18 protein-coding genes are annotated in these 19,322 nt (G+C 59.8%); 12 read left to right on the top strand and 6 right to left on the bottom strand.

The window, feature by feature from the left end:
- Positions 1–17 precede the first annotated feature (17 nt).
- Both ACOYXE_RS28095 and hmpA read right to left on the bottom strand, forming a co-directional pair.
- Positions 18–527, bottom strand: a complete 510-nt coding sequence (locus ACOYXE_RS28095; RefSeq protein WP_160059334.1) for a disulfide bond formation protein B — start codon at positions 525–527, stop codon at positions 18–20.
- Between the two features lie 255 nt (positions 528–782).
- On the bottom strand, positions 783–1,964 hold the full coding sequence (hmpA, locus tag ACOYXE_RS28090) for an NO-inducible flavohemoprotein (protein WP_460927078.1): 1,182 nt from the start codon (positions 1,962–1,964) through the stop codon (positions 783–785).
- A gap of 164 nt (positions 1,965–2,128) precedes the next feature.
- Here hmpA and norR point away from each other — a divergent pair, with 164 nt between their 5' ends.
- From norR to ACOYXE_RS28065, 5 genes are all read left to right on the top strand, one after another.
- Positions 2,129–3,688 (top strand): nitric oxide reductase transcriptional regulator NorR, encoded by a 1,560-nt coding sequence (norR, locus tag ACOYXE_RS28085; protein WP_460927076.1) that lies wholly within the window; start codon positions 2,129–2,131, stop codon positions 3,686–3,688.
- Positions 3,689–4,014: 326 nt separating this feature from the next.
- The gene (locus ACOYXE_RS28080; protein WP_007916955.1) at positions 4,015–4,917 is read left to right on the top strand and encodes a chemotaxis protein CheV; all 903 of its coding nucleotides are present in this window, start codon (positions 4,015–4,017) and stop codon (positions 4,915–4,917) included.
- 27 nt (positions 4,918–4,944) lie between these two features.
- A complete protein-coding gene (locus ACOYXE_RS28075) occupies positions 4,945–5,403 on the top strand; it encodes a GNAT family N-acetyltransferase (RefSeq protein WP_160059337.1) in 459 nt (152 codons plus the stop codon).
- A gap of 147 nt (positions 5,404–5,550) precedes the next feature.
- Positions 5,551–5,877: a hypothetical protein gene (locus ACOYXE_RS28070; protein ID WP_160059338.1), complete on the top strand. Its 327-nt coding sequence runs from the start codon at positions 5,551–5,553 to the stop codon at positions 5,875–5,877.
- A gap of 83 nt (positions 5,878–5,960) precedes the next feature.
- Positions 5,961–6,710 carry a YkgJ family cysteine cluster protein gene (locus ACOYXE_RS28065; protein ID WP_405122898.1) on the top strand — a complete coding sequence of 250 codons (750 nt, stop codon included), beginning with the start codon at positions 5,961–5,963 and terminating at the stop codon, positions 6,708–6,710.
- 104 nt (positions 6,711–6,814) lie between these two features.
- Here the strand turns inward: ACOYXE_RS28065 and ACOYXE_RS28060 are convergent, their stop codons facing one another.
- The 4 genes from ACOYXE_RS28060 to ACOYXE_RS28045 form a co-directional block, all read right to left on the bottom strand.
- A complete protein-coding gene (locus ACOYXE_RS28060) occupies positions 6,815–7,054 on the bottom strand; it encodes a hypothetical protein (RefSeq protein ID WP_405122897.1) in 240 nt (79 codons plus the stop codon).
- A 111-nt stretch (positions 7,055–7,165) separates the two neighbouring features.
- Entirely contained in the window at positions 7,166–7,288 is a 123-nt protein-coding gene (locus ACOYXE_RS28055; RefSeq protein WP_275113757.1) for a hypothetical protein, read from the bottom strand.
- Positions 7,285–7,470: a hypothetical protein gene (locus tag ACOYXE_RS28050; protein WP_460927072.1), complete on the bottom strand. Its 186-nt coding sequence runs from the start codon at positions 7,468–7,470 to the stop codon at positions 7,285–7,287. Before ACOYXE_RS28050 ends, ACOYXE_RS28055 begins: the two co-directional genes overlap by 4 nt.
- 229 nt (positions 7,471–7,699) lie before the next feature.
- Entirely contained in the window at positions 7,700–8,062 is a 363-nt protein-coding gene (locus ACOYXE_RS28045) for a DUF6124 family protein (RefSeq protein WP_093430677.1), read from the bottom strand.
- Positions 8,063–9,259: 1,197 nt separating this feature from the next.
- Between ACOYXE_RS28045 and ACOYXE_RS28040 the strand changes: the two genes are divergently transcribed.
- From ACOYXE_RS28040 to ACOYXE_RS28010, 7 genes are all read left to right on the top strand, one after another.
- Positions 9,260–10,420, top strand: coding sequence for an efflux RND transporter periplasmic adaptor subunit (locus ACOYXE_RS28040; protein ID WP_460927070.1), 1,161 nt, complete (start codon positions 9,260–9,262; stop codon positions 10,418–10,420).
- On the top strand, positions 10,417–13,530 hold the full coding sequence (locus ACOYXE_RS28035) for a multidrug efflux RND transporter permease subunit (protein WP_460927068.1): 3,114 nt from the start codon (positions 10,417–10,419) through the stop codon (positions 13,528–13,530). The genes ACOYXE_RS28040 and ACOYXE_RS28035 overlap by 4 nt, the downstream gene beginning before the upstream one ends.
- Before the next feature lie 9 nt (positions 13,531–13,539).
- On the top strand, positions 13,540–14,217 hold the full coding sequence (locus ACOYXE_RS28030; RefSeq protein WP_007916978.1) for a heavy metal response regulator transcription factor: 678 nt from the start codon (positions 13,540–13,542) through the stop codon (positions 14,215–14,217).
- Entirely contained in the window at positions 14,207–15,571 is a 1,365-nt protein-coding gene (locus tag ACOYXE_RS28025) for a heavy metal sensor histidine kinase (protein ID WP_460927065.1), read from the top strand. Before ACOYXE_RS28030 ends, ACOYXE_RS28025 begins: the two co-directional genes overlap by 11 nt.
- A 296-nt stretch (positions 15,572–15,867) precedes the next feature.
- Positions 15,868–16,089 (top strand): hypothetical protein, encoded by a 222-nt coding sequence (locus tag ACOYXE_RS28020; RefSeq protein ID WP_122599107.1) that lies wholly within the window; start codon positions 15,868–15,870, stop codon positions 16,087–16,089.
- A 197-nt stretch (positions 16,090–16,286) separates the two neighbouring features.
- Complete coding sequence (locus ACOYXE_RS28015; protein ID WP_460927063.1) at positions 16,287–17,603, top strand: OprD family porin; 1,317 nt, start codon at positions 16,287–16,289, stop codon at positions 17,601–17,603.
- A 209-nt stretch (positions 17,604–17,812) separates the two neighbouring features.
- Positions 17,813–19,321, top strand: coding sequence for a sensor domain-containing diguanylate cyclase (locus ACOYXE_RS28010; RefSeq protein ID WP_460927061.1), 1,509 nt, complete (start codon positions 17,813–17,815; stop codon positions 19,319–19,321).
- Position 19,322 lies beyond the last annotated feature (1 nt).

The following is a 19,322-nucleotide window of genomic DNA, read 5'->3' as shown; positions in this document are numbered from 1 at the left end:
ACAGCCGAATAGTTGACTCAGCGCAGTGCTTTTCGATTACGCGAGGTCAGCAGCGGCACCAGGATCACCACCAGCACGAACGCCACCAGCGCCCACTGTGCCAGCGACAGACCGAGGATCGGCGGGTACGGCGTCGAGCAGAAACCGTCGACCTGGAAGCCCAGCGGGAAGATCTTCGCCAGCGGCAGATCATCGACAATCGGCTGCAGCACATCGATGCCGCAGCTAACGGCCGGATAGAACTGGGTGTACACGTGATGCCCAGCCACAGCCGCCCCGGCAAGCGCGCAAATCACCACCAGTACTTCAAACACGGTGATGCTGCGACGGCTGCGCATCGCCGCGCCGATAAACGCGAAAAGCGCGATCAGCAGCAACGCATAGCGCTGCAAAATGCACAGTGGGCACGGTGCTTCGCCGAGCACGATCTGCATGTACAGCGCACCGCCGATCAGTGCCAGGCAGATGATGCCCAACAGCACCAGAAAGCGCCGCTCACGGCCCAACCGAATCGTTTCCTCGCTCATCGCGTTTCCCTTTAATGTCCATGGTTCAACCGGCTCGCGGCTGAAGGTTGTCGCAAGTCTACACCGGGGGAATAAACGATAAAGCGGTTAAGAAACGATTAACCTTTAAACACTTTTCAAGAATCTGAATCCTGTAACGGCCATCGCGAGCAGGCTCACTCCTACAAGGGATCTGCGTCGTACACCATTCTCATGTACGCCACAGCCCCTGTAGGAGTGAGCCTGCTCGCGATGAAGGCGACTCAGTCTTAAGGATTATTCCAGAGCCGAAGCCGGCCCGAAGAACTCATAACGACTCTGCTTCTCCGGCACACCCAACGCTTTCAGATGGCGCTTGATCGCACCCATGAAACCCTTCGGTCCAAGGAAGTAAGCGTCGACATCACGCTGAGCCGGCAACCACTCGCCCAGCAGTGCCTGATCCAGCATCCCGACCTTGTCCGCCGCCGGGCTGACACCGTCATCTTCGGCGTAGCAGTAAAAACGCTTGAGTTGCGGATGACGCGCAGCCAAATCATCAATCCAGTCACGGAACGCATGCACGCTGCCGTTACGCGCGCAGTGGATAAAGTGCACCGGACGCTTGGTTTCCAGCGCGGCTTCAAGCATCGCCAGAGTTGGCGTGATGCCGACGCCGCCGCTGATCAACACCAACGGCTTATCGCTCGCGGTCAAGGTGAACTCGCCCGAGGGTGGAAACAGTTGAATGCTCGCGCCGACCTGCAGTTGATCGTGCAAGTGATTGGACGCACGACCACCCGGTTCGCGTTTGACGCTGATGCGGTACTGACCGTTGTTCGCCAGTGCCGACAGCGAGTAGTTGCGGCGGATTTCTTCGCCGTCGAGGATCAGCTTCATGCCGATGTACTGACCCGGTTCGGCCGCGAGGATCGGGCCTTTGTCAGCAGGCTCGAAGTAGAAGGAGATGATTTCTGCACTCTCCTCAACCTTGGCCGCGACGATAAACTCACGTGCACCGCGCCAGCCGCCAACGGCTTGTTCTTTCTGGTCGTAGATGGCGGTTTCGGCGCCGATCAGAATGTCCGCCAATTGGCCGTACGCCGCGCCCCAGGCGCTCATCACTTCTGGCGTGGCGATCTCTTCGCCGAGCACTTCGGAGATGGCGCGCAGCAAACAGGCGCCGACAATCGGGTAGTGTTCCGGGAGGATCTGCAGGGCCACGTGCTTGTTGATGATCTTCGCCACCAGATCGCCCAACTGGTCGAGCTGATCGATGTGCCGCGCATACATCAATACGCCGTTGGCCAAGGCGCGAGGCTGATCGCCGCTGGCCTGGTGCGCCTGGTTGAACAGCGGGCGGACCTCAGGGTATTCAGAGAGCATCATGCGGTAGAAGTGAGTGATCAGCGCTTCACCGCCGCTTTCCAACAGAGGCACGGTTGATTTGACGATGGCACGATCCTGGACGCTAAGCATAAGAATGACTCCTGAGCTTTCTTGAAAAGTTACCTTAGGGTTATCAGGTTCCGTGCCAACTTATTTATCCATATAAATCAATAGCTTGAAAATATCGTAGTCATAAAGACTCAAAGCCCCTTATAGTCATCCGGACTACATCTTGTCTCTTTGACTACAAGACCATGACCGCCAAATCCCTGCTCACCGCCCTACTGCCACTCGTCTCCGACCTGTCCCGCGAACTGCCCGAGGGCGAGCGTTATCGACGTTTACTGGAAGCCATGCGCGCCTTGCTGCCCTGCGATGCCGCTGCATTGTTGTGCCTCGACGGCGAAGCGCTGGTGCCGCTGGCGGTGGACGGTTTAAGCACCGACACCCTCGGCCGGCGCTTCAAGGTCAGCGAACACCCTCGCTTTGAAATACTCTTGAGCGGTGCCGGACCCACGCGATTCGCCGCCGACAGCGACTTGCCCGATCCTTATGACGGCTTGGTCGATGGCCTCGACGAACACCTCGAAGTCCACGATTGCCTCGGCTGTCCTTTATTCGTCGATGAAAAACTCTGGGGCCTGATTACCCTCGACGCTCTCGATCCCGAGCGGTTCGAGCCGATCGAACTCGATGCCTTGCAAGCCTTCGCCAGCCTGGCCTCGGCCACGGTCAATGCCGCCGAACGTATTCAACGCCTGGCCAATCGCGCAGAAGACGAACATCAGCGCGCCGAGGTTTATCGTCAGGCGAGCGGCCAGCAGAATCGCGAAATGATCGGTCAGAGCAAGGCGCTGAAGAAGTTAGTGGAAGAGATCAATCTGGTCGGCGGCAGCGATCTGACCGTGTTGATCACCGGCGAAACCGGCGTTGGCAAAGAGCTGGTCGCCCAAGCCATTCACGCCGCCTCACCGCGCGCCGACAAACCGATCATCAGCCTCAACTGCGCCGCGCTGCCGGATACGCTGGTCGAAAGCGAACTGTTCGGCCACGTGCGCGGCGCCTTCACCGGCGCCACCAGCGACCGGCGTGGCAAGTTCGAACTGGCCAATGGCGGCACGCTGTTTCTCGATGAGGTTGGTGAGTTGTCGCTAACCGTGCAGGCGAAATTGCTGCGCGTCTTGCAGAGCGGCCAGTTGCAACGGTTGGGGTCGGACAAGGAGCATCAGGTCGATGTGCGCCTGATTGCCGCGACCAACCGCGACCTCGCCGAAGAAGTGCGCAGCGGTCGCTATCGTGCCGACTTCTACCATCGCCTCAGCGTCTACCCGTTGCGCGTGCCGGCGCTGCGTGATCGCGGCCGCGATGTGTTGCTGCTCAGTGGTTTCTTCCTCGAACAGAATCGCTCGCGCATGGGCCTCAACAGCCTGCGCCTGAACAGCGACGCCCAGGAAGCACTGCTCGCCTACACTTGGCCGGGCAACGTGCGCGAGCTGGAGCACTTGATCGGGCGCAGTGCGCTGAAGGCGCTGGGCAACTGCAAGGTGCGGCCGAAGATACTCAGCCTGAGCGCGGCGGATCTGGATTTGCCGCGCGAGGTTGTGGATAACTCGGTTGAGGCTGTTGCCGGTGTCGTGGCTGAGATGCCGTTGATCAGCGGGGATTTGCGCAGTGCGACCGAGCAGTATCAGCGGCGCTTGATCAGTGCGGCGCTGGAGCGTAATCAGGATAACTGGGCGAGTGCGGCGCGGGAGTTGGGGCTGGATCGGGCGAATCTTGGGCGGATGGCCAAACGGCTCGGGATGAAGAGCTAAAAGCACACCCTCACCCTAGCCCTCTCCCTGAGGGAGAGGGGACTGACCGAGGTGTTTTGCGTAATACGCCGACCTGAAACATCGAGTCGATTATGGATTCAGCAGAGCAGGTTCAGATCGGTGAATTACTACAATATCCCCCAATCGGCCCCCTCTCCCTCCGGGAGAGGGCTGGGCGGGCGGCGTTCCGATGAGGGGCTTTGGCTTTTGATCTGCACGCCATCCGACAACTAACCTAAAGCCCACCCCTTTAACGCCGATAACCCGGCATCAATAGTTTCTGGCGATTTGCACCCTCGCCCACCACCTTTCCACAGAAGGTTCATATGTCCTCCACCAAAGCCCGCGCAGACTCACTTTCGCTTCTGCTGTTTACCTTGCGCAGCGGCAAGTTGATGGCGATCAACCTGCTGAAAGTCAGTGAAATCATCCCCTGCCCGCCGCTGACCAAACTGCCGGAGTCGCACCCGCACGTGAAAGGTATCGCCACGTTGCGCGGCGCCTCGCTGTCGGTCATCGACCTCAGCCGCGCCATCGGCGAGCGCCCGCTGGAAGATCCCAACGGCGGCTGCCTGATCGTCACCGACGTCAGCCGCTCCAAGCAGGGCCTGCACGTACAAGCGGTGAGCAAAATCGTCCACTGCCTGACCACCGACATCAAACCGCCGCCGTTCGGCTCCGGCGGTTCGCGCGCCTACATCACCGGCGTGACCTCGGTGGACGGCACACTGGTGCAGGTGCTGGATATCGAAAAAGTTATCCACAGCATCGCCCCGGCGCAGATCGAAATGGCCCCGACCGACCTGAGCATGGAAGACGCTGATGTGCTCGGCAACGCGCGGATTCTGGTGGTCGACGACAGCCAGGTGGCGCTGCAGCAATCGGTGCACACACTGCGCAACCTCGGCCTGCAATGCCACACCGCACGCAGTGCCAAGGAAGCCATCGACTGCCTGCTCGACCTGCAAGGCACGGCGCAACAAATCAACCTGATTGTCTCCGACATCGAAATGTCCGAGATGGACGGCTACGCCTTCACCCGCACTTTGCGCGAGACCCCGGACTTCGCCCATCTGTACGTGCTGCTGCACACCTCGCTCGACAGCGCGATGAACAGCGAGAAAGCGCGTCTGGCCGGGGCGAATGGCGTACTGACCAAGTTCTCCTCGCCGGAACTGACCCACTGCCTGATCGAAGCGGCCAAACACGTCGCGGCACACGGGCACTGAGTCTTGGCTGAGACGTACTGTTTTTTGATGCGGCGCGACCTCGGTAAGGACGCGCCGGATGCACCTTGGCCACAAGACATTGAACTGTGCACGTACTCCGTCGGAATGGCGGCGGACGTGCATCATTTGATGCAACTCGGTTATCACGAAGGCGGCGGCCGGGTACCAGCACTGGACGCTTGGCAGCAACAGTTCGAGACCGATCCTGAATATGATCCGACGCTGTGTTTAATTGCCCGTGATGGCGAAGGCGTGGTCGGTGTGGCGCAATGCTGGACCAGCGCCTATATCAAGAATCTGGTGGTGCATCCGCGCATGCAGGGCCGCGGACTGGGCCGGGCGTTGCTGCTCAATGCATTCAAGGTGTTTCAGCAACGCCGCGAAGGGTTTGTTGATCTGAAGGTGCTGGAAGACAACCGGCGGGCGCAGCGCTTGTATGAAAGTGCCGGGATGTATGTGGTCCGGCGGGAGTTGGTGCCGGACTGAAAGTCCGTCATCGCGAGCAGGCTCACTCCTACAGGGGAATGCATTCCAAAATGTAGGAGTGAGCCTGCTCGCGATGGGGCCACCCCAGACAACTTTTCACCCCCGGCACACTCCAACCTTGGCCACCCACGACCAAGGACGCCCACCATGAAAACCCTCACCGCAAGCCTGCTCTGCCTCACCGCCCTCACCTCCCAAGCCCACGCCTCCAGCCCCGACGCCTGGGCCGCCTACGACAAAACCGTGCTCGCCAGTTGCACCAAAGCCAGCGGCCTGAAAAACGCCAAACCCGTCGGCACGCCCGCACAATTCGATGACCGTGTCGGCTACACCGCCATTCTGCTGCAAGGCCAATACCCGCAAAAACACATGAAAGGCCAGCAAGGCGCCGAGCTGTGCCTGTACAACAAAAAATCGAAAACTGCTTTCGTCACCGAGTGGGACTCGATCCGTCCGACCGGCAAAACCCAGTGAATGGCGCATAACTTGCTTCGATCCGCGCCTGTGCGGTGGTTTTCCGCCACCGTTTCACACCCTGATTGAAGACAGATCGCTCAATGAATACGACGTTTTCCTGCGTAGGCTGCGGCAAATGCTGCACCGATCACCATGTCCCGCTGACCCTGGCCGAAGCCCGCATGTGGGCGGCGGATGGCGGTCAGGTGATCGTGTTGGTCGAGGCCTTTCTTGGTAATGGCCTGGGTTTACCGGCGCAGCAGCGTGAACATGCCGAACGGCGCTCAGTGGTCGTTCGCAGCGGCGCAACGGACGCCCATGTGGCGATCACCTTCGCCGCTTACAACGTCGGCCCCTGCCGGAATCTTGACGAAGACAAACTGTGCCGGATCTACGAGCGGCGGCCGTTGGTGTGTCGCATCTATCCGGCGGAAATCAATCCGCATATACCGCTCAACCCGGCCGCCAAGGATTGTCCGCCGGAGTCCTGGCAACAGGGGCCGGTGTTGATTGCTGGCGGTGAGTTGGTGGATCAGGAACTGGTGGAGTTGATTCAGCGCTCGCGTCAGGCGGATCGAGATGATATCGGCATCAAGGACGCGATCTGCGCGATGCTGGGGATTCGTACCACAGCGCTGAAAGGAGACGGGTTTACTGCGTACTTGCCGAACATGGAGGCGTTTGCTGCGGTGATTGATCAGGTTACCGCGCAACCGCTGGCAACTGCTCCGAGTGAATGGGTGTTTCATGTGTCCGGAGATGATGTGGCCGGGCAAGTGTTGGCGGCCGGAGCGCAGGTGGTGACTGAACCCGCGCAGACGTATGCGTTTATTTCGCTGCGGGCGGCTTGATCCAGTTTCTTCAGCGTCCGCCCGGGCCTCATCGCTGGCAAGCCAGCGAAAGGTCCGGCACAGGCAGTATCAATCGCCGCGTTGAGCGCAGGCAGGATTAAAACTCAGCGCTTACCCATCGAACGACGGGTGCCCGGCGGCGCCATGCCCGGGGTCTTGGTGTGGCCGTTCTTGGCGCCGTTCTTGTACCACGGCTGGTTCGAGCCTTTGGCAGAAGCCAGTTCGCCCGGTTTGAACGGAAATTTGAACGCCGGGATATCGGCTTTGGTATCGCTGGTGTCGGCCAGTTCAGCCGGGACATCGCTAGCAGCGTCGTCAACCGGCGGCAGGGTCGGGGAAGTCATAAAAGCTCCGGAAAGCAAAAAGTCGGGCCCGATCAGTGAGCCGCGAAGGCGCGCAGTATACCTGTGCGCCAAGGTTGGGCACCTGAAGATTTGCAGCGCACGCCGAACGGTTTACAGGTAGGTGATGGTGACGATGCCTTTGTCAGTCGAGGTCTTGAGTGCTTCGTAGCGCATGGAAATCGGCAGCGACTGATGACTGCAAGCGTTGCGATCGGTGTCGACATCGACTTTCACACCGGCTTGATTTCGATCTGGCGAGACTCACGAGACGCAAACGCCCCGACTGGTCCGACCTGACAACCCGAGTCAACGATTTTCCCGGCGAAGCGGATCTCGCCGGATTGACTGGCAGGCGCTGCAAACGTAGTGAGTGGAAGCAAGAGGAGCACAGATGGCAGAGCGGTTTTCAGCTTCATTTCAAGACACTCCCGGGGTGAGCGGCCCAGAGAACCCGGGCTACACAATGTTTATCCGCGTGCAGGGACGGATATTGAGAAGCGTAGTGGGTAAATAAGTCCCTGATTGGGACTGATCGGTCCCTTTTTGGGACCGTTATACCGCCATCGCGAGCAGGCTCACTTCTACAATTGGAATGCGTTTTAACTGTGGGAGCCAGCCTGCTGGCGATGAACGATGAAGCGGTGTTCAACCCTGAGGATCAACCCGATCCAGCGCCCGGTTTACCGCAAGTTCGGCGAGCATGACGATCTGCTGGATCGCCAGCGCCGTGCTGCGCTGCGGGCGACTGAGCTGATCAGCCAGATCACCGGCCATGACATTGGCTGAAGCCAGCGATTCGCAGGCGTGGGCCAGCAGGCTTTCGGTGTCGATGTTCGGATGGATGAGGAACATCGTACTGGGCTGACGCGGTTTGACCGGTTCGGGGCAGAGGTAGAAATCGAGCGCGCGTTTGATGGCTTCGCGGGTTTTGATCTGGTCGTCGGCGCGGATGGCGTCTTCGAGTGGGGTTGTGGGATCGATGGGTGGATCTGGAACTGGCTTAGTCATTGGAAACCCTATTTTGCAAATGGGAGCCATCCCTTGCCGTTTCTCACGCGGCGAAGTGGGTGGCAGCTATGTGCGGGGTGAGAAACCGGAAAAATAGGAAACCGGCCAGACCGAAGTCTGCCCGCACATAGCCGCCATGAAGCACTTGCAAGCAGCGGACAAGCCGCCAGCAATTATGCGGACTGATGGACTGAATCACTAATTTTTCAGGGTTCTCACACCCGATCGCCGAGTTTTCGGCGACAACCAAAGACTAGAGAGCGCACGTCCGACGGACAACCTGAAAACCTTGTGGGAAGGTTCTGGTTATTTGACACAAATTTAAACAGCCAAAAGCCAACCCTCACCCTAGCCCTCTCCCAGAGGGAGAGGGGACTGACCGAGTAGTTTGCGAGAAGTACGCCGACGTGAAATACCGAGTCGAGCTCAGATTCTGAAACAGATCAAAAGCCCCTCACCCTGGCCCTCCCGAAACGTCGGACCGCCCGTAGGGAGAGGGGACTGACCGAGGTGTTTGGGAGAGCTACGCCGACTTGAAATACCGAGTCGAACCCAGATTCTGAAACAGATCAAAAGCCCCTCACCCTAGCCCTCTCCCAGAGGGAGAGGGAACTGACCGTGGTGTTTGCGTGAGATACGCCGACGTGCAATACCGCGTTGAACTCAGGCTTTGAAAAGCACACAAATCGGCCCCCTCTCCCTCGGGAGAGGGCTGGGGTGAGGGGCAAGAGCACCACAAAAACCAAAGCCGTGCGCGCCATGCTCTTCACCACTCAATAGGCCGAGTGTCAGCTCGCCTGCTCTTGATCTTGATCCAGGGGCGACGTCGGAAGGCTGAGTGGAGGGATTGATCCGGGCGTGGGAGCGCAGCGACCGTTTGGCGCAGCCAAACACAGCGAGAGGAGGTGCAGCGAAGCAAACCGTAGGCGCTGCGCCCGGATTGATCCCGGAGCGAAGGAACCCCGAGCCCCAGCGAGCGGGCCGTACGTAGGAGCAAGCGTTTTTTGCTTACTTTTTTAGGCGCTTGTAAAAAAGTGAGTCGCCGTAAGGGCGAAACCCTAAGCCGCCGTTACCGCAGCAACGGATATGTACACAGCGAAACTGACAGCGCCGACAGCTAGCCGTCACCCTCCTGACCCCCAAACAAGTTTATAAAGACCCTAACCCTGCCCAAACTCCGTCCGGCGCCCACCCCGCATGCGAATCCAAAAGAACAAAGCCCTGCTCGCCACCCTATTGATCGTCCTCGCAGGCGCAGGTCTGTGGTACGCCCTGAAACCCGCCCCAACCAAACTCGCCACCCCCACCGCAATCCCCGTGCGAGTCATAGCGGTCAGCGCAAAAGACGTCCCCCGCTACACCAGCGGCATCGGCTCCGTACTCTCATTACACAGCGTCGTAGTGCGCCCACAAATAGACGGCATCCTCACCAAAATCCTCGTCAAAGAAGGCCAGCTCGTCAAAGCCGGCGACCTGCTGGCCACCATCGACGACCGCTCAATCCGCGCCAGCCTCGACCAGGCCCGCGCGCAACTGGGCGAAAGCCAGGCGCAACTGCAAGTCGCCCTGGTCAACCTCAAACGCTACAAACTGCTCACCGTCGACGACGGCATCTCGAAACAGACCTACGACCAGCAACAAGCCCTGGTCAACCAATTGAAGGCCACCGCCCAAGGCAACCAGGCCTCCATCGATTCCGCACAAGTACAACTTTCCTACACGCAGATCCGCTCCCCGGTCACCGGCCGCGTCGGTATTCGCACCGTCGACGAAGGCAACTTCCTGCGCATGACCGACACCGCCGGCCTGTTCACCGTCACCCAGATCGACCCGATTGCCGTCGAATTTTCCCTGCCCCAGCAAATGCTGCCGACCCTGCAAGGCCTGATCAACGATCCACAGCGCGCACAGGTCAAGGCGTACATCGGCGCCGACACCGACGGTGAAACCGGCAACCTGCTCGGCGAAGGTCACCTGACCCTGATCGACAACCAGATCACCGCCAACACCGGCACCATCCGTGCCAAAGCCGAATTCGCCAACGCCAGCCAGAAGCTCTGGCCCGGCCTGCTGGTCACGGTAAAAATTCAGACAGCCCTCGACAAAGATGCGCTGGTGGTTCCGCCCACCGTCGTACAACGTGGCCTCGACCAACACTTCGTTTACCGCGTGAACGGCGACAAGGTCGAAGCCGTGCAAGTGCAGATGGTTTACCAAGGCAGCGGCCAGGACATCATCAAAGGTGTGAAGGCCGGTGACGTGCTGGTCACCGACGGCCAGTCGCGGCTCAAACCCGGCTCGACCGTGCAAGTCATGACTGAGCCGGCGCAGGTGGTGCAAGCGGAGCCGAAACCATGAAGGCACACAAAGGCGTTTCGACGTGGTGCATCGATCACCCGGTCGCCACAATCCTGCTGACCATCGCTCTGGTGCTGGTCGGTTTGATTGCCTTCCCGCGCTTGCCGATTGCCCCACTGCCGGAAGCGGAATTTCCGACAATTCAGGTGTCCGCGCAGTTGCCAGGCGCCAGCCCCGACACCATGGCCTCGTCCGTGGCCACGCCGCTGGAGGTGCAATTCAGTGCCATCCCCGGCATGACCCAGATGACCTCCAGCAGTGCCTTGGGCTCCAGCCTTTTGACCCTGCAATTCACCCTCGATAAAAGCATCGACACCGCCGCCCAGGAAGTCCAAGCCGCCATCAACACCGCCGCCGGCAAACTGCCCAAGGACATGCCGACCCTACCGACTTGGAAGAAAGTCAACCCGGCCGACAGCCCGGTGCTGATCCTCAGCGTCAGCTCGACGCAAATGCCCGGCACCGAACTCAGCGACCTGGTGGAAACCCTGCTCTCGCGTCAGATCAGTCAGATCGATGGAGTAGGACAAATCAACATCACCGGTCAGCAACGTCCGGCGATCCGCGTACAAGCCTCGGCAGACAAACTGGCGGCGATCGGCCTGACCCTCGCCGACATTCGTCTGGCGATCCAGCAGACCAGCCTCAACCTCGCCAAAGGTGCGCTGTACGGCGAATCGAGCATCTCGACGCTGTCGACCAACGACCAGTTGTTCCACCCCGAGGACTACAGCCAACTCATCGTTTCCTACAAGGATGGCGCCCCGGTTCACCTGCGCGATGTCGCCAAAGTCGTCAACGGTTCGGAAGATGCCTACGTGCAAGCGTGGGCCGGTGATCAACCGGGGGTGAATCTGGTGATCTCGCGCCAGCCCGGCGCCAACATCGTCGAAACCGTCGACCGCATTCAAGCCGCCCTGCCCGGCCTCGAAGCAATGCTGCCGGCCTCGGTGCAAGTGAAAACCCTGATCGACCGCACCCAAACCATTCGTGCCTCGCTGCATGAGGTCGAGATCACCCTATTGATCGCGATCATGTTGGTGGTCGCGGTGATGGCGCTGTTCCTGCGCCAATTGTCGGCGACCCTGATTGTGTCGGCGGTACTCGGCGTGTCGTTGATCGCCAGTTTCGCGCTGATGTATATCCTCGGTTTCAGCCTGAACAACCTGACGCTGGTGGCGATCGTCGTCGCGGTCGGCTTCGTCGTCGACGATGCAATTGTGGTGGTGGAAAACATCCACCGGCATCTGGAGGCCGGCGACGATATGCGCGAAGCGGCGATCAAGGGCGCCGGCGAGATCGGCTTCACGGTGGTTTCGATCAGTTTCTCGCTGGTGGCGGCGTTTATTCCGCTGCTGTTCATGGGCGGTGTGGTCGGGCGGCTGTTCAAGGAGTTCGCCCTGACCGCGACCTCGACCATCATGATTTCCGTGGTGGTGTCGCTGACCCTCGCGCCGACGCTGGCAGCGCTGTTCATGCGCAAACCGGTGCACCACGCCCACGCCAAACCGGGCTTCAGCGAACGCCTACTCGGCTGGTACGAGAAAGGTCTGCGCCGCGCCCTCGCCCATCAGAAACTGATGATTGGCGTGTTCGGTTTATCACTGGCGCTGGCCATCGGCGGTTACATCTTTATCCCCAAGGGCTTCTTCCCGGTGCAGGACACCGGTTTCGTCCTCGGCACCACCGAAGCCGCTGCGGATATTTCCTACGGCGACATGGTGAAAAAACACTTGGCCATGGCCGAAATCGTCGCTGCCGATCCGGCCGTGCAGGCGTTCTCCCATTCGGTCGGTGTCTCCGGCAGCAACCAGACCATCGCCAACGGCCGCTTCTGGATCGCCCTGAAAAAACGCGGCGACCGTGATGTCAGCGCCAGCCAGTTCATCGACCGCATCCGTCCGCAACTGATGAAAGTCCCCGGCATCGTCCTCTATCTGCGCGCCGGCCAGGACATCAACCTCAGCTCCGGCCCGAGCCGCGCGCAGTATCAATACGTGCTCAAGAGTAACGACGGCGCAACCCTCGCGACATGGACGCAACGCCTCACCGAAAAACTGCGCAGCAACCCAGCGTTCCGCGACATTTCCAACGACCTGCAACTGGGCGGCAGCATCACCCACATCAGCATCGACCGCAGCGCCGCCGCGCGTTTTGGCCTGACCGCCAGCGATGTCGACGAGGCGCTGTACGACGCCTTCGGTCAACGGCAGATCAATGAATTCCAGACCCAGGTCAACCAGTACAACGTGATTCTGGAGCTGGACACCAAACAACGCGGCAAGGCCGAAAGCCTCAACTACTTTTACCTGCGCTCGCCGCTGAGTGGCGAGATGGTGCCGCTGTCGGCGCTGGCCAAGTTCGATGCGCCGACTATTGGCCCGTTGTCGATTGCCCACGATGGCATGTTCCCGGCCGCCAACCTGTCGTTCAATCTGGCGCCCGGCGTGGCGTTGGGTGATGCGGTAATTCTGCTCAATCAGGCCAAGGCCGAGATCGGCATGCCCACCGCGATCAGCGGCAATTTCCAGGGCGCGGCGCAGGCGTTCCAGAGTTCGCTGGCCAGTCAGCCGTGGCTGATTCTCGCGGCGCTGGTGGCGGTGTACATCATTCTCGGTGTGCTTTATGAAAGCTTCGTGCACCCGCTGACGATCATCTCGACGCTGCCGGCGGCGGGTTTGGGCGCGGTGATCATGCTGTGGATCTGCGGCCAGGACTTTTCGATCATGGCGCTGATCGGTCTGGTGTTGCTGATCGGTATCGTCAAGAAGAACGGCATCCTGATGATCGACTTCGCCCTCGAAGCCCAACGACACCGAGGCCTGTCGCCGCAGGATGCGATTTTCGAGGCGTGCATCACGCGATTCCGGCCGATCATCATGACCACCCTCGCCGCCCTGCTCGGCGCCCTGCCGCTGATGCTCGGTTACGGCACCGGCGCCGAGTTGCGCCAGCCGCTGGGGATCGCGGTGGTGGGCGGTTTGCTGGTCAGCCAGATGCTGACGTTGTTTACCACTCCAGTCATATACTTGTGGCTCGAGCGGCTGTTTCACCGGCACTCACACCCACCAGCCCCATCGCCCGCACCGGCATTGGCGACCACAGACTGAGGCAGGGTCATGCGCGTTCTGATTATCGAAGACGAGGAAAAAACCGCGGACTATCTACACCGCGGTCTGACGGAACAGGGTTACACCGTGGATCTGGCCCGCGACGGCGTCGAGGGTCTGCATCTGGCGCTGGAAAGCGACTACGCGGTGATCGTCCTCGACGTCATGTTGCCGGGCCTCGACGGCTTCGGCGTGCTGCGCGCATTGCGTGCACGCAAGCAGACCCCGGTGATCATGCTCACCGCCCGCGAGCGCGTCGAAGACCGCATCAAAGGCCTGCGCGACGGTGCCGACGATTACCTCGGCAAACCGTTTTCCTTCCTTGAACTGGTCGCGCGCCTGCAAGCGCTGACCCGGCGCAGTGGCGGGCATGAACCGGTGCAGGTGAGCATCGCCGACCTGTGGATAGATCTGATCAGCCGCAAGGCCACTCGCGCCGGCACCCGACTGGATCTGACGGCCAAAGAGTTTTCGCTGCTTAGCGTACTGGCCCGTCGGCAAGGTGAAATCCTTTCGAAAACCGCGATTGCCGAGATGGTCTGGGACATCAATTTCGACAGCGATGCGAACGTCGTCGAAGTGGCGATCAAACGCTTGCGCGCCAAACTCGACGGACCGTTCGACGAGAAGTTGCTGCACACCATTCGCGGCATGGGTTATGTGCTGGAGAGCCGTGGTGTCCAGTAATTCGATTGCCCTGCGCCTCAGTGGAATGTTCACGCTGGTGGCGCTGCTGGTGTTTCTATTGATCGGCGGCGCGTTGTATCAGCAGGTCGACAAAGGCCTGGGATTGCTCCCGGAAGCCGAGCTGGATGCGCGTTATAGCGTGCTCGAATCGGCGCTCAATCGCTTTGGCACGCCAGAGCATTGGCTGAAGATAAACGCCAAGTTGAAGCTGCTCGGCGAAGAGGACAAACGCATTCGGTTCTGGGCGGTGAGCGGCGATCCGGGTTACGAATACGGTCAGCCGGACGCCGCGATTCGGGCCTTCGCCCAAGGCCCGCTGGGCATGCATGACCTGCAGTTGCCCAACCATCCTTATCCGTTGAAAGTACTGCTGACCGAGCTGCCGGCCAAAGATCAGCGCCCGCCGCTGCGCTTCATGATCGGCATCGATACCGAGACCTTTCATGAGACTCAGCACAATCTGTTGATCGCCCTGATCGGGCTGGCGATTGTCGGTGTGCTGATGGCCTCGGCGCTAGGTTATTGGGTCGCCCGGATTGGTTTGAAGCCGTTGATCAAACTGTCCCACGAGGCTCAGCGATTGGCGCCACCACTACGCGCCGGGCGTTTGCGTTTGTCACCGCTGCCACCGGAGCTTGAGCAATTTGTCGACTCGTTCAACTCGACGCTGGAACGGGTTGAAGTCGCCTACTCGCGGCTGGAATCGTTCAACGCCGACGTCGCCCATGAACTGCGTTCGCCGCTGACCAATCTGATTGGCCAGACGCAAGTGGCGCTGACCCGTGGACGCTCTGCAGAACACTACTTCGAAGTGCTGCAATCCAATCTGGAAGAACTGGAACGGCTGCGCTCGATCATCAATGACATGCTGTTTCTGGCCAGTGCCGATCAGGGTAACAAGGCGACCAAACTCACCTCCACTTCGCTGGCGGATGAGGTGGCGACGACGCTGGAATATCTGGATTTCATTCTTGAGGATGCACAGGTTGAAGTGCGGGTCAGCGGTGATGCACTGGTGCAGATCGAGGTCGCGCATTTGCGTCGGGCGTTGATCAACTTACTGAGCAATGCGGTGCAGCATACCGGGCCGGGTCAGGTGATCGAGGTTCACATTGAGGTTGAAGAACATCAGGTGAGTATTGGAGTGGCCAACCCCGGATCGCCGATTGCCAATGAGCATTTGCCGCGATTGTTCGAGCGTTTTTATCGGGTGGATGCGTCCCGTAGTAACAGCGGTAATAACCATGGCTTGGGGCTGGCGATCGTCAAGGCGATTGCGCTGATGCATGGCGGGGATGTGTTTGTGCGCAGTGATCGGGGGATGAATACCTTCGGGATTTATTTGCCGGTCTGAAAAGCCCCTCACCCTAGCCCTCCCGAAACGTCGGACCGCCCGGAGGGAGAGGGGACTGACCGAGTTGTTCTCTCGAGTTACACCGACCTGAAATATCCAGTCGAACTCAGGCTTTGAAAAGCACGAAGATCTGCTCCCTTTCCCCCTCGCCCTCCTGGGGGAGAGGGCTGGGGTGAGGGGGTGACTTTTGCTTCTGCTGTAACAGTCATTTATGAAAATCACGCTGTTTCCCAACGCCCGGCGACCTTATCTTTGCCCGCACCAAACAGCACTCGCCAAGCGAGAAGGTTTTCAAGATGTCCAACAGTATGGGTATTGCCAGCGCGTTCGTTTTGTCCTCATTGATCCTGTCGCCGATGGCGATGGCTGAAGAATCGCAGTCGTTCGTAGCGCAAAACGTCGCTCGCGCTCAGGCCTTCGATCAGCATCAGGCCGAAGTGATGGCCAAGGCTCAGGACGCCTCGCAAGCTCCGCAGGCTGCCACTTCCCAGACTCAAGCAAGCGAGACAGACAGCTGAGTCGCGCACCGCGCCAACGTTTCCCTCGACGCGGTTGTTTGGCTCTTCCCGTTCAACCGTCGTCATTCCAGGCCGCTGCCTTTCAGCGGCCTTTTTTCGTTGTGGTCTGAAAGCCGTTTGGTTCGTCTGTAACAACAAGAAACATCGAGCGCCTCAAAATATAGAGGCGCCAGTTGACCCAAGGAGCTCCATTGCACGTGCGTTACCCAGTTCGCTTCACCCCGCTGCTCATTGCAATTACCGCAACGATTGCCCCTGCCGCTCACGCCGACGAGCCTGCCAAAGAAGGTTTTGTCGAGGGTTCGAGCCTCAACCTCAACGCCCGCAACTACTACATGAATCGCAACCGCTTGCAGAAAGCGGACGACAACATCGAGTGGGGTCAGGGCTTTCTCGGGGTTTTCCAGTCGGGATACACCGAAGGCACGCTCGGTTTCGGCATTGACGCCCACGCCATGCTCGGGCTGAAACTGGATGGCGGTGGCGGCACCGACGGTTCGAGCATCCTGCCGGTCAGAGAGAACGGCGGCAAAGCACCGGGGGCATTTTCCACCGCAGGGGGCACGCTGAAAATGCGCGCGTTCGATACCGAGTTGAAGGCCGGTGACCTGTTCCTCACCAACCCGGTGATTGCCGGCGGTGACACGCGCATGCTGCCGCAGACCTTCCGTGGTGTGAGCCTGACCAACCACAGCTTCGATGGCTGGTTGATTGAAGGTGGCCAGGCCAGTTTCACCAAGCCTTACAACCAGAGCGGCCACACCCGCATCGGCACTTCCTACGGGAAATTGGCCGAGGGCGACGAGAGTCAGCACCTGAACTGGGCCGGCGTGGCCTGGAGCGGTGTCGAAGGCCTGACCAGCAGTCTTTACGCCTCCGAGCTGAAGAACATCTGGAACCAGTACTACTACGACCTCGACTACACCTGGCAGTTGAACGACCTGGTCAGCCTCAACCCGGGCCTGCACTTCTATCACACGCAGGACACCGGCGATGCACTGCTGGGCAACATCGACAACAACACCTACAGCCTGCATTTCACCGTTGGCGTCGGTAATCACAGCGTTACCGCCGCGTATCAGCGGGTCAACGGTAATACGCCGTTCGATTACATCAGCCAGGGCGACAGCGTTTATCTCGACAACTCCCAGCAGTACTCCGATTTCAACGGCCCGAACGAGCGCTCGTGGAAGCTCAAATACGCTTATGACTTCGCCGGTGTCGGCATGCCGGGACTGACCTCGTCTGTGTCTTACTCGCGCGGCACTGTCGACCTGACCAAGGTTGCCCCCGACAGCAAAGGCTATTCCAACTGGTACAGCGCCGATGGCCGCAACGCCAAACACTGGGAACGCGATCTCGACTTGCAGTACGTGGTGCAGAGCGGTCAGGCCAAGGATCTGGCGCTGCATCTGCAATGGGCGACCAACCGAGGCGGCAACGGCTACGGCGTGATTGATTCGGATACAGATGAATACCGCGTCATCATCGACTACCCGATCAACGTCTTCTAAGATCGGCGCCATAACAGCGTCTTGAATTCAGCGATGCACCCTGTGGGAGCGAGCCTGCTCGCGAAAGCGGTCTACCATTCGACATCCAGGTTGAATGACATGGCGCTTTCGCGAGCAGGCTCGCTCCCACATTGGGCATGGTTTCTGGCTTCGGCTGTGGTGTTTGGCCTACTACGCTTATAAGACTCCCCCCAACCGACAGCCCAATCATGATCGCGAGCCGTACCCCACCCGTTGCGGGCAAGACCGGACGCCCCGAGTTGCTGCTGATCTGCGGCAGTTCGCTGACCGTGATCGCGATTCTGTGCATCGTCACGTTCCTGCTGATCCGCGAGCACGCCAACGCTCAGGAATCAGCCACCCGCAGCGCCACCACCATCGCGCAACTGATCGACGCCGATGTGCTGCGCACCGTCGAGTTGTACGACTTGACGCTGCAAGGCCTGATCGCCGCAGCCCAGCGTGATGACCTGCAGGATGTCTCACCGCAGATCCGTCATCTGGCGCTGTTCGACCGCTCCACCAACGCGCGCTTCAAGGGCGACATTCTGCTGCTCGACAAACACGGCAACGTCATTGCCGACTCTTCGCGGGTCGAGCCGAAACCGGGCAACTTTGCCGACCGCGATTATTTCCTCGCCCACGCATTCAACCGTGATGTCGGCATGTTTATCAGCCGCCCGTTCAAGACACGTTGCGACTGCGACGAAGCCAACCAGTGGCGAATCAGCTTCAGTCGACGGATCTCCTCGGAAAACGGTGAGTTCGCCGGTGTGGCCGTGGCGTCGATGAAACTCGATTACTTCGACCAGTTGTTCAACAGCCTCGACATTGGCAAAGACAGCACGTTGAACATCATCGACAACGACGGCGTCCTGCTGGCGCAAAAGCCTTATCTGCAAAGTGATTCCATCGGCAAAAGCTTCGGCAACCGGCCCAACGTCATACGGATTCTGCGCGACAAAAGTGGCAATGGCAGTTTCAACAGCGTTTCCAGCATCGACCATCAACAACGCCTCTATACCTATTCGCGGGTCGGCAATCTGCCGTTGATCGTGATGGTTGCGCTGTCCAGCGACGAGGTGTTCGGCACATGGCGTCGGACCGCCCTGTTGATCAGCGGCGCCACGGGGGTGTTGTGCGTGGGTTTGCTGTGGCTGACCTGGCTGCTGGCCCGCGAGTTGCGCTTGCGCCAGCGGGCCGAGCGCGAGCTGGCGCAACTGGCCGCCACCGATGCACTGACGGGGGTGGCCAATCGGCGGATGCTCGATCAAGCGTTGCGTCATGAGTGGTTCCGCGCCCAACGCTCGGGCAAGCCGATGTCGGTGATGATGATCGATGCCGATCACTTCAAGGCCTTCAATGACCGGCATGGGCATCAGGCCGGGGATCAGGCGTTGAAAACGCTGGCTAGGGTCATTACTGAAAGTGTGCGGCGACCAGCGGATCTGGTAGCGCGTTATGGGGGTGAGGAGTTTTCGGTGATTCTCGCCGAGACCGATGGTCATGGCGCGCAGCAGATTGCCGAGCATATTCGTCAGGCTGTGGAGCAGTTGCCATTGGTCGACGGGGCCGAGCGGCCGATGACGGTGAGTATTGGCATCGCGAGCTGGACGGCGGCGAGTGAGATGACGCTGGAGCAGTTGTTGTTTGCGGCGGACAAGGCGCTTTATCAGGCCAAGGAAAGTGGGCGCAATCGGGTGGTGGTGGCTGCCTGAA

This window comes from Pseudomonas sp. MC6 (assembly GCF_054790575.1).
This window is presented reverse-complemented; position numbering and strand designations above follow the sequence as displayed.

Excerpts from the sequence above, each read along its gene's own strand:
- ACOYXE_RS28095 (WP_160059334.1), bottom strand. The coding sequence starts at position 527 with ATGAGCGAGGAAACGATTCGGTTGGGCCGTGAGCGGCGCTTTCTGGTG.
- hmpA (WP_460927078.1), bottom strand. The coding sequence starts at position 1,964 with ATGCTTAGCGTCCAGGATCGTGCCATCGTCAAATCAACCGTGCCTCTG.
- norR (WP_460927076.1), top strand. The coding sequence starts at position 2,129 with ATGACCGCCAAATCCCTGCTCACCGCCCTACTGCCACTCGTCTCCGAC.
- ACOYXE_RS28080 (WP_007916955.1), top strand. The coding sequence starts at position 4,015 with ATGTCCTCCACCAAAGCCCGCGCAGACTCACTTTCGCTTCTGCTGTTT.
- ACOYXE_RS28075 (WP_160059337.1), top strand. The coding sequence starts at position 4,945 with ATGCGGCGCGACCTCGGTAAGGACGCGCCGGATGCACCTTGGCCACAA.
- ACOYXE_RS28070 (WP_160059338.1), top strand. The coding sequence starts at position 5,551 with ATGAAAACCCTCACCGCAAGCCTGCTCTGCCTCACCGCCCTCACCTCC.
- ACOYXE_RS28065 (WP_405122898.1), top strand. The coding sequence starts at position 5,961 with ATGAATACGACGTTTTCCTGCGTAGGCTGCGGCAAATGCTGCACCGAT.
- ACOYXE_RS28060 (WP_405122897.1), bottom strand. The coding sequence starts at position 7,054 with ATGACTTCCCCGACCCTGCCGCCGGTTGACGACGCTGCTAGCGATGTC.
- ACOYXE_RS28050 (WP_460927072.1), bottom strand. The coding sequence starts at position 7,470 with ATGAAGCTGAAAACCGCTCTGCCATCTGTGCTCCTCTTGCTTCCACTC.
- ACOYXE_RS28045 (WP_093430677.1), bottom strand. The coding sequence starts at position 8,062 with ATGACTAAGCCAGTTCCAGATCCACCCATCGATCCCACAACCCCACTC.
- ACOYXE_RS28040 (WP_460927070.1), top strand. The coding sequence starts at position 9,260 with ATGCGAATCCAAAAGAACAAAGCCCTGCTCGCCACCCTATTGATCGTC.
- ACOYXE_RS28035 (WP_460927068.1), top strand. The coding sequence starts at position 10,417 with ATGAAGGCACACAAAGGCGTTTCGACGTGGTGCATCGATCACCCGGTC.
- ACOYXE_RS28030 (WP_007916978.1), top strand. The coding sequence starts at position 13,540 with ATGCGCGTTCTGATTATCGAAGACGAGGAAAAAACCGCGGACTATCTA.
- ACOYXE_RS28020 (WP_122599107.1), top strand. The coding sequence starts at position 15,868 with ATGTCCAACAGTATGGGTATTGCCAGCGCGTTCGTTTTGTCCTCATTG.
- ACOYXE_RS28010 (WP_460927061.1), top strand. The coding sequence starts at position 17,813 with ATGATCGCGAGCCGTACCCCACCCGTTGCGGGCAAGACCGGACGCCCC.